Source organism: Chryseobacterium sp. G0162 (assembly GCF_003815715.1).
Taxonomy (GTDB): Bacteria; Bacteroidota; Bacteroidia; order Flavobacteriales; family Weeksellaceae; genus Chryseobacterium.
Map to the genome: position 1 here is coordinate 2,641,100 of NZ_CP033922.1, position 14,770 is coordinate 2,655,869.

A 14,770-nucleotide genomic window follows, 5' to 3' on the forward strand; every position below is an offset into this window, starting at 1 on the left:
AGATAATCATTCGAATGAATATAATAAGACCGTTCTGTTTGTCAATAGGATATTTATTACTTTTTATAGGGGTAGGAAACATGCAGGCGCAGGAGACAAAAGATTCACTTGAAATCTTGTTCAAACCCTATGCAAGCCTTCGCGGACATTTGGCGGCATATGATAATAAGTTGGAACTTCAGGAAAATGCTTCCAGAATTGGATTGGAAGTAAATGTTAAAAACCGTGACTTTGGGTTTATTGCAGGAGGCGAAATTCAGTTGAATATGTTTAAAGGAGGTACCTCCTTTAATGTTGACGGAAATTTGTCAGGCGGTTTTTTTAGTGTAGAGTCAGCACAAAAACAACAGGTTTTTGGTAACCGTCTCGGGTATTTAGGATTAGATTTCGGAAAATTCGGAACCCTTACCATCGGAAAACAATGGAGTGTTTATCGTGATGTTACTGCTTATACAGACCGGTTTAATGTTTTTGGAGCACGGGCATCCGCAACATTTATCGGAGGAACGGATGGTGGAGAAACAGGAACCGGGCGCGCAGATCAGGCAGTTATTTATCGAAATCATTTCGGCCCATTCTATATTGGTGGGCAGATTCAGGCCAGAGGAGGAAATAATGCTAAGTTTATTGATGGATTCGGAGCTTCTCTTCAATATGAGATAAAAGAAGGTTTTTTTGCAGGAGCTGCTTATAACAGAGCTTTACTTAGTGACGATCTTGTCAATGCCGGAAGAATTATTGGGCTAACAGGGCAACCTACTTATTTTTCTTTAGGAACTAAATATATTGGACCAATCATCGATTTTAGTATTGTTGGAGTAGTACAGAAAAATGGGGATTTTTCTCAAGGTTCTTACCTTGATCCTGCGATGGGATCATTACCTCTTACAACCGTTTTCAATGCCAAAGGAGTAGAAGTCTTCGGGAAATATAAATTCCAGAAGTTCTCGGTTTTAGCAGGATATAATCTTTACGTTCCGGATCTAAAGGCTATATCAGAACAATATCACCTGGATCCCGGATTCAAAAAGAATGATATTATTGTAGGACTTTCATATTCTCCCTTCAGATTTGCTCAAATTTATAGCGAACAAAGATTTTCTATGGGAAAAACAGCAGCAGGAGAAAGAGAAAAGAGTGTTTTCACTTTGGGTCTCAGAATTGATCTTTCAGGAACCTTTAGTAAGAAAGTTAGTCTTTAACAGCTGTTTTCTTTTTTAAAAATTCAAGAATATTCCATCCCAATGCATCTACTTTTTTCAATCCTGCAGAAATAGCGAATGCTAGAATAATATTAATGATATAAATGATAACAATCAAGAGCCACCAAGGCATATTTTCTTTCAGAGGAACCACCAGAAAGTAAACTAAGGAAGAGCTTATCCCCTGTGCAAAATAGAAGAAGATAGCATTTTTACCTATATAAGTGATGAGATTTTCTTTAGTGACTTTTAATCTGTTATAAAGAACGAATAAGGTAACTAATGAAAACTGCGCCCAAATAATATAAGGAATCTGTGGCGGAAATTTATTCTTATTGATCTTATAGAAAATTTCATTTCCGTAATACCAGAACATCCATATTAAAGCTACTGCTACAAGGGTATATAAAACAGGAACAATTTTAGTGGGAATCTTTTTTCCACGCATTCTGTTTCCAATTAAGAATACTGTCATGTAAAAGGCTACATAGCCCACCTGTCCTGTTGGGTAATATTCCGGGAAGATGTTGAATAATAAAGTGAGGCCTATACAAAGCCCAATGAACCAATTGATATGATTTGGGAAAAATCTTAAGATTAATACTCCTAAAACGGTAAGAATATAATAGACTTTAAGATACCAAAAGCTTCCCATTACTACTGGGAAAGTATCAGCATTGGTATATTGATGAAGATACCAGTTGCCCAGGTTCTGCCATTGAGGGATGGTTGAAATGCTGGTTGTGGAATATTTTGATCCAAATGTTGAATAAAAACTCTGCAGCCACTCCAAAGAAAAGAATGAAAGACCAAATACCTTAAAGAAATAATCCAAAAAGAACAGAAAAGTCACAAAGATCATATAAGTGATCTGTAATTTGAGCAATCTATAGAACGTTTTCTCAATATTAGTTCCTGAAGTGATTCCGCTTAATGCATAAAATAAAGCAACATCAAAAACAAGGGAAAAGACCCTTACTTCTGCAGGAATATAAAACTGCCCCGACCAGAAAGCTGTATGGATAAAGATAATGGATAGGGTAGCCAATCCTTTGGCGAAGTCAATATAGAGATCTCTGTTCATTATGATAGATATGGGGTCAAAAGTAAATAAACTTCCGTTATTTTTCAAATCAAATAAAAAGAGGCAGAACCTGATGATCTGCCTCCTTTCTTAAATATGCTAAAAATGAATGTTTCTTTATTGAAGATGCTTAAATTCTTCCGCTGAAATTTCTCCGGACTGAATTTTTCTTAATTCATCTATATATTGGCTCATGTAGGCGTCAATTTCTGGGTTTACCTTGTTTTTAGCCATTTTGTAAGTTCCATTAAGAACTCCCTGATAATAATAGAAGAAATTGTAATCAAAGTTGGATGCATTAAGGTCATACTGTCCTAAAAGGAAACCTAAACGAACAGCTGATCTTCTCTGTGCAGGAGTACCATGGTGTCCTGGGCTACTGGTTTGATAATCTCCAATGCTTTGAGCAAATTCGTAAGCAGCGGCAATTTCAGAGAAATTTGTTTTGTTATAACCATTTGGTCTTCTTAGATAATATCCTGCGAAACCGTCAGCTTCAAGCTCATTAGGTCTTGCCGTATTTTCATTGACTGAAGGAAGTCCAAAGATATACTGTAGCTGATGTCCATACTCATGAGCAAGAATCATCGCATTGACAATATCACCGCCTTTTGCTTTTGCATCATAATAGATGGCGTATCCATAATAGATTTTTCCTGTAGAATAGGAAATCGCATTATACGTTGAATTAAAATTGGATGCATCGTTCACAAAACGCAGAGTAGGATTGCTTCTTCCCCATAAACTTGCAATTTTAGTCATTTGAGCATTCATAAAATTGGTGTCTGTGGCATTCTGAAGTCCGGTCATTAAAACAGAATTGGAGCTCCAGTTGTTATCAACATAAGAGCAATTTTTTTCAACGGCTCCAGGTTGTTCAATTTTTGCACTAAGGCTTTCCTGTTGAGGAAGAGCAGCTTCTTCCATTTTGTCATCACTACATGCTGTCAGGAATGATGCAGCAATAGCGCCTGCTATAAAGCAGAGATTAAAGTTTCTTTTCATATAATTATTTAGTTGGTAAAACGAAGGTAAGAAATTATCTTTTATGTATGAGCACTTTAGTAGTAAAAATTATTCAAAACATAGTGAATATATTTTTTCAATAAAAAACATTGCTTTGATTGTAAGGTGATTAGAATTTTATTTGTATATTTGCACCTCGAAATAACTAAAAATTTATAAACAATGTTTGCAATTGTAGAAATAGCAGGGCTTCAATACAAAGTTGAGCAAGACCAGAAGTTGTTTGTGAACCGTTTAAAAGGAGACAAAGGAGGAAAAGTTTCTTTCGATAAAGTTCTTCTTACTGTAAACGGAGCAATCACTGTAGGCGCCCCAGCTGTAAGCGGAATCACTGTGGAAGCAGAGATCCTAGACCACGTAAAAGCTGATAAAGTAATCGTTTTCAAAAAGAAAAGAAGAAAAGGTTACAAAGTGAAAAACGGTCACAGACAATCTTTAACTCAAATCGTAATCACTGGTATTACAGGATTTGAAGGCGGAGCTAAAAAAGCAGCTAAAAAAGAAACTGTAAAGTCTGAAGTTCTTTCTGACAACGCAACTGTTAACTTTAGTGAAGATCACGAGTTGAACTATCACTTAAAGAAAAACAACTTGTCTCAGTCTAAAGAGAACAGAGAAACTTTAATTACTTTAGGTAAAGCAGTTAAAGTTGAATTAGAAAAGAAGATCCTTACTCATGAAGAAGTAGATGCTGCTATCATTAAGAATATCGATCAATTTAAAGCACTTAACAAATAATCCAGTAATAAAATGGCACACAAGAAAGGAGTCGGTAGTTCCAAGAACGGTAGAGAGTCTCACTCTAAAAGATTAGGTGTGAAGATTTTCGGAGGACAAGCTGCTATTGCAGGAAACATCCTTGTTAGACAAAGAGGTACTCAGCACCACCCAGGTGATAACGTGGGAATCGGTAAAGATCACACTTTGTTTGCATTAGTAGATGGTAAAGTAGTTTTCAGAAAGAAAGCAAACAACAGATCTTTCGTATCTGTAGAGCCAAACGCATAATTGTAAGCGTTTTATAAAAATTAAAGCCTCAGCATTTTTGCTGAGGCTTTTTTTGTTTTTCTTATCTAAAAGTTAAATTTATTATAAATAATCTACGGGTAGTGAAATATTTATATATTTGCTATATATCAAATAACAAATGACATGCGAAAGCCGAAAAGCTTATAGAGTAGGCAACAAATTAAAACTAAATACTATGAAAAATTTAAAAAAATTATCAAAAAGACAGCTGAAAACAATTGCTGGAGGGGAGGGATGTCCAATTCCAGCTTCATGGTGCAGCGAATGGTGTGGATGGAGTGCATGGCAAAAAGCACATTGTGCCAATGCAGTTATTGATATGCCTTGCGACTGCTAGTCTATTTCATATAAACAGTCAGAAAATTGACATAGAATCCTATGAAGAATTTAAAAAGACTTACAAAGAAGAGCCTGAAAAATATTAACGGAGGTTCAGAATATTGCCCTCCTGTAACAGATGATTGTTTCAATTGGTGCAGATGGACACCGCGGCAGAGACAACGTTGTTTACTTGAAGTGCTATGTATGCCTTGCGATGAATAAATAAAAATAAAGCTGAAGGCATTGTTTCTGAGAAGCAGTGTTTTTCAATTTATCTGCTTCAATAAATTCTAGAGGAGTTCTAGAAATCAAAAAATATATAGAATAGATAATTAATTAAAACTAAATACTATGAAAAATCTGAAAAAATTAACAAAAAAGAATCTGAAAGTAATTAATGGTGGGGCAGGAAACTGTCCTCCTGTAGCAAGTTCTTGTAATGCATGGTGCCGTTGGACTACATGGCAAAAGTTACATTGTCCGAGTAATATCTTTGAAGAGCCTTGTGAGTGTATCTAATGCAAATTATTCTATAGATATGAAAAATTATAAAAAAATTACAAAGAAGCAATTGAAGTCAATCATTGCAGGAAATGACTATATGTGTCCTGATTTTTTGGCAACAACATGTGCTCAATGGTGTGGGCTTACTCCTTGGCAGCAACAATACTGCCCAAATGCAGCAGAAGAAATTATGCCTTGCCAGTGTTAATTTTTAAAGAATAATAAAATAAATCGGGCGGCTTCGAAGAAGCCGCCCGATTCTTTATATCATATTATTTACTTAGAACCCTACCTGAATTCCGGCCTTAACGCCAAATTTTGAAATATCAGGTCTGTCAAGATAATTTCCTCTCCAGTTAAAATCTACTCTGAATAGCCTTAAATTTCCAATACCAATGTTTTCAATACCAAATCCATATTCATAGTAAATATGTTCATTTGGAGCAGAGTATTTAAAACCTTCCACATTAATTGCTTTGGATGCATCGCTCAAAGTCCCGTAAGCTGCTCTTATAAAAGCTACTTCTCTAAACTTTAGCTTTTTGATTAAAGGAATATAAGACAATATTTTACCATTAAAATGGTGTTCCAAATGAAGAGTAGTATAAGCATCGGCTACAAATTCATAATAATTAAGCTGTGAGAACGTATTCGGAACCAAACCATAAGAAAGGTTAGCTGGAATAATATTCTGTAAAGCCAAAGGAACTGTGTTGAAATTTTTACCGGCTTCAAAACTCACAACGGTTTTCCCTAATGTTCCGATCAAAAATGGTTTGTAGAACATAAACTGCAGCTTATCATAGTTGAAATCAGCATTGAATAAACCTTCAATACCTCTTGTGTATCTTAGTACAATAGTAGGAGCCAGGTTTCTTGCCTGATACCTGTCAATTCCGGTTTGGGAAAATCTTGCGCCCGGTTTAGCGATCAAACTAATGGTAACATGAGAATCATTTACCGTTTTTCTTAGTTGACCATCCGGCTGATAATACATAAGGTTAAATTTTTCCGGAATGGCAGACTTGATACTTTGCATAACTCCATCAACTCTTATCTGTATGTTTTTCCAGGGTTCAATAGCAGCAAAAACACTTGTCTGATTTACAGAACTTAAAGAAATATTCTCTCCTCTCGCAAAAAACGTACTTGAAGATAAAGAACGTGATGCCACTCCGTCACCAGATGTAAGCTGTCCTCCTAGCTGAACAATGTCTCTGCTGGTTCCGGCTCCAATCATAAATCGATTAAGCCTGTTGAACATATATCGTGCTTCAGCTCCGTATTTTACCTGATGGTCTTTAAATCCGTAAGCAGTATAGAATTGAACTCTCCAAGGGTCATTCAAACCAAAATAAGATCTTGCCCCGATTCTTATTCTGTCTCCTTCCACTTCATTTCTTCCATATATGGAGAAAATAGGTCCGAAGTCCACGCCTTTAAAAGCATTATAATAACGGGAACCAAGAGTCTCAAATAATTTTACCATACGGTTGAACTTAGGCGTTTGTTGTAATTGATCCAACATTTTATAAACACCCTGTTCAGATTTAGATAAAGTATCAGGTCTTGCCTTTGTCCAGTAAGCTTCCTCTTTATCAGTAAACTTATCATCGTATTCTTCTTCTTTTCGTTTGAAAACTTTCGGATCAAGAGGAATGTTGAATTCATAATTAGAATAATCAACAGATTTTCGCGCAATAATACTCTTAGATCCTTTCTTCTTTGAAAAAGGACTCATCTCAACCTCAGTAACCAATTTCTTAGGAAGGAATGTTGTTTCATCTGGATTGTCATATTCCAGTTGAGTATAAACACTATTCACGAAATTAACATTGATTTTTTGTGTTGATCTTAAAGTCGCTCCCAGAACAGCGTAAGTATCTGTATCTATATAAAGATTTCCCTGAAATGCCAGCACATCCTTACGCTTAGGCTGATATCTTATCTGAAAAGCCTTTTCTCCACGAATAGAAATGGTATCTACAAGATTATAGTCATAAGTTCCGAATCCATCTGTTCCTGCCGGACTCTGAAATCCAATATCAAAATAATTTAAAGTATTATCATAAATATTGATATCCCTGTAAAGGTTCTTTGCGGAAACAGTAATGACCTGATTATCTTGAAATCCTGAGGTTTTTTGAGCAACCAAAGTTCTTTTACTGTCTTTGTCCGGTTTATTCTTACCATAGTTTTCATAAACAGCCTCATTTAGGAATATAGGAAGACCAAGCCTTCCACTGGCAGTAGAATCTGCGTAATCAAAAATAAAATCCAGCTTATTGAAGATTTTCTTCTTCATAAAGGCGCTGTCTATATTATTAAGGTCAAATTGAGTCTTTTCATATTCTTTGTAGGAATAAGTATCAAACTTTTCCAGACCGTTATTTCTTTTTTGAGCCCAAACCTTTTGCATAATGGCATAAGCCGGGTTTTCCTTTTTGCTTTTATATTTAGGTTTTCCAGCCTGGATCACAACTTCCTGAATATTGCTTACCTTGGCCTGAGAAAGCTGAACAAAAATATTTTCCGCATTTTCAGGAGTAACGTCAATAGTTTCTGTAGTATAGTTCTTTCTGGCAAATCTTAACCTTTGAATAATACTGTCGGACTGAACACTGAAACTTCCCGAAGTTGTTGTAAGGATTGGAGCCTTGCTATCGTTAATAAAAATATCAACTTTGTTTACCTCTTTGTTGTTTTTGGCATCAACAATCTTTCCGCTGGCCCTGTTTTGAGCATATGCGAAGCTGGTAATGGTCAGGAAAAAAAATAAAAAATAGTGTTTTTTGGAGTTGTTGTTTAACATCATTCGTTTCTTCAGGCAATTAGCACAAACAAAAAGTATGCAGTTTTTTAAAATATATATATAAAAATAAAATGTTCTTACATTTCTATGTAAAACGGCAAATTTAACAAAAATAGTACTATCATTTGAGAAAAAATTATTTCTATGTTTATTGTCTTAACAGATAAGGATCAATTGATTAATGACAACGTAAAAAGTCACTGTATTTATGACTTATAGCCATTGAAATTCTCGTTTTTAAGATATAATAGATTAAAAAATCTTTAACGACTCCAGCAAAAAAATGAATTTTTTCAAATTTGATCTTGTTTTTAATTATCCTAATCAATTAAAATTATTCCATAAAACTTTTTAGGAGCTATTTCCCGCTATCCACTCTTACTCCTCACGCCTTTACCCTCCAAGGCTCTAACCCTCCACCTCTCCACACCCTGTTGCGGGGTAACCGTTACTATCGGGGCTAGGGTAGTAGGCATATATTATAAGTAATAAGTAATAAGTAATAAGTAATAAGTAATAAGTAATAGATGATAGGTTTTATTGCATAGGTAAGCATTCATATTATTAATAACTAGAATGTGTTTTTTATAAAAACCTGTCTTCTTATATATAAGTATACATCACATCTCCTGAAGTCTTTGTCATTGGCGAGGTTTAATCTTCTATTCCGGTAAGAACTCCCACAAAAGCTACCTATTCCTTTAAGAAGATCGAGTGGCTCTTTCAATTAGATATACCAGAAAGCTACTCACAATACAACCAGCACTATCATCTGTGAAAATCCGTGTCCTCTGTGGGAAATAAAAAAACACTGCGTTTTTCTATAAAATAATCTTACAGAATAACCATCATATCCTCCTGTCTCTTTATTTATCTATTTTCTCTGCACAATTTTTGTCATCCTGTAAGGATCTCAACACCGCATTATTAAAATAAACCTCTATCTATAATTTCCAACGTACAGAAATCCATCAATAGGAGTGGGCTTTAGCCCACTCAAATAAAATAAACGCCCAGCCATTGGCTTTAGCCCAAACCTATTTCAAAATAACTCTGAAAACTTACCCCATGTATTATTTATCATGTATACCTTCCATTACCCATTACCCATTACCCATTACCCATTACCCATTACTCATCATTATATAGATGGTATATCATATATAAACACCCCCATTTCTTCCCAACTTTCATCCCCTTGGACCCTTTCCCTCCAATCCCCAAACAAATGTTTAAAATTTTTCTCTCATAGTACCAGTGCTTTAAGGGTGAAACATTACCTGAATATGAATTTTATGTTAAATAAACTTGCGGGTAATGGATGAAGTTTCTATCTTTGCCCCACTGAAAAACGAAAGGGATTCAGTAAGCGCAGAAGAGCTTTTAAATAAGCATAAACATTATACTCTACGAAAGAGACAGATGAAAAAAAACTTTTAATTTTTAGGATTTAAAAGTTGCGAGTTAAAATAAAGTTTGTATCTTTGCAATCCCAATTAAGGGAGCGCAGGAGTAGAGGGATTGATGGTTAGGAAAGAGATTAAGGTTACTTAAAAAACTTTAAAATTTTCTTTCAAAACATTTGGTCGAATCAAAATAAAGTTTTACTTTTGCACTCGCAAATACGGAGCGACACTGACAGAAAGATTGCTTCGTTGAAAAGCGAAAGATATAAAGATCATTGACATACAATATAACAACCAAGTAAGGAAAAACTAAAGCGTTAAAAAACTTTGAGTGAGTCAGACAAACATACAATGGAGAGTTTGATCCTGGCTCAGGATGAACGCTAGCGGGAGGCCTAACACATGCAAGCTGAGCGGTAGAGATCTTTCGGGATCTTGAGAGCGGCGTACGGGTGCGGAACACGTGTGCAACCTGCCTTTATCAGGGGGATAGCCTTTCGAAAGGAAGATTAATACCCCATAATATAAGAGACGGCATCGTTTTTTATTGAAAACTCCGGTGGATAGAGATGGGCACGCGCAAGATTAGATAGTTGGTGAGGTAACGGCTCACCAAGTCTGCGATCTTTAGGGGGCCTGAGAGGGTGATCCCCCACACTGGTACTGAGACACGGACCAGACTCCTACGGGAGGCAGCAGTGAGGAATATTGGACAATGGGTTAGCGCCTGATCCAGCCATCCCGCGTGAAGGACGACGGCCCTATGGGTTGTAAACTTCTTTTGTATAGGGATAAACCTACTCTCGTGAGAGTAGCTGAAGGTACTATACGAATAAGCACCGGCTAACTCCGTGCCAGCAGCCGCGGTAATACGGAGGGTGCAAGCGTTATCCGGATTTATTGGGTTTAAAGGGTCCGTAGGCGGATCTGTAAGTCAGTGGTGAAATCTCACAGCTTAACTGTGAAACTGCCATTGATACTGCAGGTCTTGAGTGTTATTGAAGTAGCTGGAATAAGTAGTGTAGCGGTGAAATGCATAGATATTACTTAGAACACCAATTGCGAAGGCAGGTTACTAAGCAACAACTGACGCTGATGGACGAAAGCGTGGGGAGCGAACAGGATTAGATACCCTGGTAGTCCACGCCGTAAACGATGCTAACTCGTTTTTGGTTTTTCGGAATCAGAGACTAAGCGAAAGTGATAAGTTAGCCACCTGGGGAGTACGTTCGCAAGAATGAAACTCAAAGGAATTGACGGGGGCCCGCACAAGCGGTGGATTATGTGGTTTAATTCGATGATACGCGAGGAACCTTACCAAGGCTTAAATGGGAAATGACAGGTTTAGAAATAGACTTTTCTTCGGACATTTTTCAAGGTGCTGCATGGTTGTCGTCAGCTCGTGCCGTGAGGTGTTAGGTTAAGTCCTGCAACGAGCGCAACCCCTGTCACTAGTTGCCATCATTAAGTTGGGGACTCTAGTGAGACTGCCTACGCAAGTAGAGAGGAAGGTGGGGATGACGTCAAATCATCACGGCCCTTACGCCTTGGGCCACACACGTAATACAATGGCCGGTACAGAGGGCAGCTACACAGCGATGTGATGCAAATCTCGAAAGCCGGTCTCAGTTCGGATTGGAGTCTGCAACTCGACTCTATGAAGCTGGAATCGCTAGTAATCGCGCATCAGCCATGGCGCGGTGAATACGTTCCCGGGCCTTGTACACACCGCCCGTCAAGCCATGGAAGTCTGGGGTACCTGAAGTCGGTGACCGTAATAGGAGCTGCCTAGGGTAAAACAGGTAACTAGGGCTAAGTCGTAACAAGGTAGCCGTACCGGAAGGTGCGGCTGGAACATCTCATTTTAGAGCGTCGTTAGACGATAAAAAAATTAGTATCGCAAGATACAGAACTTACTTAAAGTTCAAGCTTTAGTTTTTTGTTTGGTTGATTATATTAAAAATACAAAACCCACTAGAAATTAGTAAAGGGATAGAGAGATTTTAGATTATAAATTATAGATTTTAGATTTAAAGAATCATTTAAAATTTTCAATTTAAAATTTAAAATTAATAATGAAGTCTCGTAGCTCAGCTGGTTAGAGCGCTACACTGATAATGTAGAGGTCGGCAGTTCGAGCCTGCCCGAGACTACTAATTATAAGACGGGAAGATATAAGACATCAGATGTCAGACAATAAAGTCTGTAATCTGAGATCTAAAATCTGAAGTCTACTAGAGGGGGAATTAGCTCAGCTGGCTAGAGCGCCTGCCTTGCACGCAGGAGGTCAAGGGTTCGACTCCCTTATTCTCCACATCGATGGTTTAATTTTAAAAAAGCAAATAGAGCCAAAAACAATATTTGCGAATTAGATCAGAAATAGATAAAGATCATTGACATTAACGGTAAAGACATCACAAAGAGATAACCGAGCACTTTCGAGTGCCGAGTTTATAAAAATATCGATAGACGAGAGTTTATCAAAAAATACTGAACTAATTTAATATTAGGAAAGAAATCGTTAAGGGCGTATGGCGGATGCCTAGGCTTTCAGAGGCGACGAAGGACGTGGTAAGCTGCGAAAAGCTGCGGGGATTGGCACACACGAATTGATCCGCAGATGTCCGAATGGGGCAACCCGGCTGGTTGAAGACCAGTCACCTCGTAAGAGGAGCAAACCCGGAGAACTGAAACATCTAAGTACCCGGAGGAAAAGAAATCGAAGAGATTCCGTAAGTAGTGGCGAGCGAAAGCGGATTAGCCCAAAAGCTTTTATATGTTTAATAGAATGTTCTGGAAAGAACAGCCGCAGCGGGTGATAGCCCCGTATATGAAAGGCATATTTAAGTGATAAATGAGTAGGGCGGGACACGTGAAATCCTGTCTGAATATGGGGGGACCATCCTCCAAGGCTAAATACTCCTGAAAGACCGATAGTGAACAAGTACTGTGAAGGAAAGGTGAAAAGCACTTCGAATAGAAGGGTGAAATAGAACCTGAAACCGTACGCCTACAAGCGGTCGGAGCAGCATTAAGCTGTGACGGCGTGCCTTTTGCATAATGAGCCTACGAGTTAATTTTACTAGCGAGGTTAAGGTATTAAGTACCGGAGCCGGAGCGAAAGCGAGTCTGAATAGGGCGCATAGTTAGTAGGATTAGACGCGAAACCTTGTGATCTACCCATGGGCAGGTTGAAGCTCTGGTAACACAGAGTGGAGGACCGAACCGGTTGACGTTGAAAAGTCTTCGGATGACCTGTGGGTAGGGGTGAAAGGCCAATCAAACTGGGAGATAGCTCGTACTCTCCGAAATGCATTTAGGTGCAGCGTCGTATATAAGTTTATTAGAGGTAGAGCTACTGATTGGATGCGGGGGTTTCATCGCCTACCAATTCCTGACAAACTCCGAATGCTAATAAATGTTCTACGGCAGTGAGGGCATGGGTGCTAAGGTCCATGTCCGAGAGGGAAAGAACCCAGACCAACAGCTAAGGTCCCCAAATATATGTTAAGTTGAAGCAACGCGGTTGGACTGCATTGACAGCTAGGATGTTGGCTTGGAAGCAGCCATTCATTTAAAGAGTGCGTAACAGCTCACTAGTCGAGCGGTCCGGCATGGATAATAATCGGGCATAAACATATTACCGAAGCTATGGATTTGTATTTTAGAATACATCTGGTAGGAGAGCATTCTATTTGCGCCGAAGCAGTACTGTGAGGTATTGTGGAGCGGATAGAAAAGAAAATGTAGGCATAAGTAACGATAAAGCGGGCGAGAAACCCGCTCACCGAAAGACTAAGGTTTCCTCAGCCATGCTAATCAGCTGAGGGTTAGTCGGGACCTAACGCGAACCCGAAAGGGGTAGTGGATGGACAATGGGTTAATATTCCCATACTTGCTCACACTAAAAAGGGGACGGAGTGCCGTACTTACTGGAGACTGACGGAATAGTCAAGGCCTAGCCTTCGGGCGAAGCTGCTGTAGGGAAAGTGCTTCCAAGAAAAGCCGAAGTGAAGCAACCCGTACCAAAACCGACACAGGTAGTCGAGGAGAGAATCCTAAGGTGCTAGAGTGAATCATGGTTAAGGAACTAGGCAAAATAGTCTCGTAACTTCGGGAGAAGAGACGCCATCAGCAATGGTGGCCGCAGTAAAGAGGCCCAGGCGACTGTTTATCAAAAACACAGGACTCTGCAAAATCGAAAGATGCAGTATAGGGTCTGACACCTGCCCGGTGCTGGAAGGTTAAGGAAGGTGCTTAGGGTTAAACCGAAGGCATTGACTGAAGCCCCAGTAAACGGCGGCCGTAACTATAACGGTCCTAAGGTAGCGAAATTCCTTGTCGGGTAAGTTCCGACCTGCACGAATGGTGTAACGATCTGGGCACTGTCTCAACCATGAGCTCTGTGAAATTGTAGTATCGGTGAAGATGCCGATTACCCGCAATGGGACGAAAAGACCCTGTGAACCTTTACTATAACTTCGTATTGACTTTGAGTAAGTAATGTGTAGGATAGGTGGGAGGCTATGAAGTGGGCACGCTAGTGTCTGTGGAGCCGACGTTGAAATACCACCCTTTACTTACTTGGAGCCTAACTTCTTTTAGAAGGACATTGCGTGGTGGGTAGTTTGACTGGGGTGGTCGCCTCCAAAAGAGTAACGGAGGCTTTCAAAGGTACCCTCAGCACGCTTGGTAACCGTGCGTAGAGTGTAATGGCATAAGGGTGCTTGACTGTGAGACCAACAAGTCGATCAGGTGCGAAAGCAGGACATAGTGATCCGGTGGTTCCGTATGGAAGGGCCATCGCTCATAGGATAAAAGGTACTCCGGGGATAACAGGCTAGTCTCCCCCAAGAGCTCACATCGACGGGGAGGTTCGGCACCTCGATGTCGGCTCGTCACATCCTGGGGCTGGAGAAGGTCCCAAGGGTTGGGCTGTTCGCCCATTAAAGTGGCACGCGAGCTGGGTTCAGAACGTCGTGAGACAGTTCGGTCTCTATCTATTGCGGGCGTTAGATGTTTGAGAGGGCTTGATTCTAGTACGAGAGGACCGAATTGAACAAACCTCTGGTGTATCAGTTGTACCGCCAGGTGCACTGCTGAGTAGCTACGTTTGGAAGAGATAAGCACTGAAAGCATATAAGTGCGAAACTCGCCTCAAGATGAGACATCTTTTAAGGGTCGTGGGAGATGACCACGTTGATAGGCTATAGGTGTAAAGACAGTAATGTCATAGCCGAGTAGTACTAATTACCCGTAGATTTATAGCCTGATATGGCGCACGAAAGTGCAGCAAGGTTAGCTCTTTGTGAAAGTTTTTATCGCTTAAACCAGATATCAGAGATTAGATCTCAGATATCAGACAAATTCGTCTGACATCTGATGT

The 14,770-nt window shown here is 39.2% G+C and carries 10 protein-coding genes, 2 tRNA genes and 2 rRNA genes; 11 read left to right on the plus strand and 3 right to left on the minus strand.

The genetic code is table 11. The features are described 5' to 3' along the window. The first annotated feature begins 14 nt into the window (after window positions 1-14). Window positions 15-1,202 (plus strand): porin, encoded by a 1,188-nt coding sequence (locus tag EG344_RS12105; RefSeq protein WP_228412729.1) that lies wholly within the window; start codon window positions 15-17, stop codon window positions 1,200-1,202. On the opposite strand, the gene EG344_RS12110 is transcribed toward EG344_RS12105, so the two are convergent. Together EG344_RS12110 and EG344_RS12115 are read right to left on the minus strand one after the other, a co-directional pair. Beyond that, on the minus strand, window positions 1,192-2,286 hold the full coding sequence (locus EG344_RS12110) for an acyltransferase family protein (protein WP_123909651.1): 1,095 nt from the start codon (window positions 2,284-2,286) through the stop codon (window positions 1,192-1,194). The two genes, EG344_RS12105 and EG344_RS12110, sit on opposite strands and share 11 nt — an antisense overlap. Before the next feature lie 117 nt (window positions 2,287-2,403). Further along, window positions 2,404-3,291, minus strand: a complete 888-nt coding sequence (locus tag EG344_RS12115; RefSeq protein WP_123909652.1) for a metalloprotease — start codon at window positions 3,289-3,291, stop codon at window positions 2,404-2,406. A gap of 183 nt (window positions 3,292-3,474) precedes the next feature. Between EG344_RS12115 and rplU the strand changes: the two genes are divergently transcribed. The 6 genes from rplU (at window position 3,475) to EG344_RS23945 (ending at window position 5,374) form a co-directional block, all read left to right on the plus strand. Beyond that, the gene (rplU, locus tag EG344_RS12120) at window positions 3,475-4,050 is read left to right on the plus strand and encodes a 50S ribosomal protein L21 (RefSeq protein WP_123909653.1); all 576 of its coding nucleotides are present in this window, start codon (window positions 3,475-3,477) and stop codon (window positions 4,048-4,050) included. 12 nt (window positions 4,051-4,062) lie between these two features. Next, window positions 4,063-4,320: a 50S ribosomal protein L27 gene (rpmA, locus tag EG344_RS12125; protein WP_123858271.1), complete on the plus strand. Its 258-nt coding sequence runs from the start codon at window positions 4,063-4,065 to the stop codon at window positions 4,318-4,320. Window positions 4,321-4,516: 196 nt separating this feature from the next. Continuing rightward, window positions 4,517-4,678, plus strand: coding sequence for a bacteriocin-like protein (locus tag EG344_RS12130; RefSeq protein ID WP_262697346.1), 162 nt, complete (start codon window positions 4,517-4,519; stop codon window positions 4,676-4,678). A gap of 41 nt (window positions 4,679-4,719) precedes the next feature. Then, the gene (locus EG344_RS24515; protein ID WP_410493973.1) at window positions 4,720-4,884 is read left to right on the plus strand and encodes a bacteriocin-like protein; all 165 of its coding nucleotides are present in this window, start codon (window positions 4,720-4,722) and stop codon (window positions 4,882-4,884) included. Between the two features lie 129 nt (window positions 4,885-5,013). Continuing rightward, window positions 5,014-5,181 carry a bacteriocin-like protein gene (locus EG344_RS23940; RefSeq protein ID WP_164464429.1) on the plus strand — a complete coding sequence of 56 codons (168 nt, stop codon included), beginning with the start codon at window positions 5,014-5,016 and terminating at the stop codon, window positions 5,179-5,181. Window positions 5,182-5,233: 52 nt separating this feature from the next. Continuing rightward, window positions 5,234-5,374 (plus strand): hypothetical protein, encoded by a 141-nt coding sequence (locus tag EG344_RS23945; RefSeq protein ID WP_164464430.1) that lies wholly within the window; start codon window positions 5,234-5,236, stop codon window positions 5,372-5,374. Between the two features lie 72 nt (window positions 5,375-5,446). Here the strand turns inward: EG344_RS23945 and EG344_RS12135 are convergent, their stop codons facing one another. After that, window positions 5,447-7,981, minus strand: a complete 2,535-nt coding sequence (locus tag EG344_RS12135; RefSeq protein WP_228412730.1) for a DUF5686 family protein — start codon at window positions 7,979-7,981, stop codon at window positions 5,447-5,449. Window positions 7,982-9,732: 1,751 nt separating this feature from the next. Here EG344_RS12135 and EG344_RS12140 point away from each other — a divergent pair. The 4 genes from EG344_RS12140 (at window position 9,733) to EG344_RS12155 (ending at window position 14,654) form a co-directional block, all read left to right on the plus strand. Continuing rightward, a 16S ribosomal RNA gene (locus EG344_RS12140) occupies window positions 9,733-11,249 on the plus strand. 214 nt (window positions 11,250-11,463) lie between these two features. Next, window positions 11,464-11,537: transfer RNA gene (locus tag EG344_RS12145), tRNA-Ile, on the plus strand. An 87-nt stretch (window positions 11,538-11,624) separates the two neighbouring features. Continuing rightward, a tRNA-Ala gene (locus tag EG344_RS12150) sits at window positions 11,625-11,698 on the plus strand. Between the two features lie 197 nt (window positions 11,699-11,895). Beyond that, window positions 11,896-14,654 (plus strand): 23S ribosomal RNA (locus tag EG344_RS12155). Together the 16S and 23S rRNA genes with 2 tRNA genes alongside form the textbook arrangement of a ribosomal RNA operon. The last annotated feature ends 116 nt before the right edge of the window (window positions 14,655-14,770 follow it).

Excerpts from the sequence above, each read along its gene's own strand:
- rplU (WP_123909653.1), top strand. The coding sequence starts at position 3,475 with ATGTTTGCAATTGTAGAAATAGCAGGGCTTCAATACAAAGTTGAGCAA.
- EG344_RS23940 (WP_164464429.1), top strand. The coding sequence starts at position 5,014 with ATGAAAAATCTGAAAAAATTAACAAAAAAGAATCTGAAAGTAATTAAT.
- EG344_RS12105 (WP_228412729.1), top strand. The coding sequence starts at position 15 with ATGAATATAATAAGACCGTTCTGTTTGTCAATAGGATATTTATTACTT.
- EG344_RS24515 (WP_410493973.1), top strand. The coding sequence starts at position 4,720 with ATGAAGAATTTAAAAAGACTTACAAAGAAGAGCCTGAAAAATATTAAC.
- EG344_RS12135 (WP_228412730.1), bottom strand. The coding sequence starts at position 7,981 with ATGATGTTAAACAACAACTCCAAAAAACACTATTTTTTATTTTTTTTC.
- EG344_RS12110 (WP_123909651.1), bottom strand. The coding sequence starts at position 2,286 with ATGAACAGAGATCTCTATATTGACTTCGCCAAAGGATTGGCTACCCTA.
- EG344_RS12130 (WP_262697346.1), top strand. The coding sequence starts at position 4,517 with ATGAAAAATTTAAAAAAATTATCAAAAAGACAGCTGAAAACAATTGCT.
- EG344_RS12115 (WP_123909652.1), bottom strand. The coding sequence starts at position 3,291 with ATGAAAAGAAACTTTAATCTCTGCTTTATAGCAGGCGCTATTGCTGCA.
- rpmA (WP_123858271.1), top strand. The coding sequence starts at position 4,063 with ATGGCACACAAGAAAGGAGTCGGTAGTTCCAAGAACGGTAGAGAGTCT.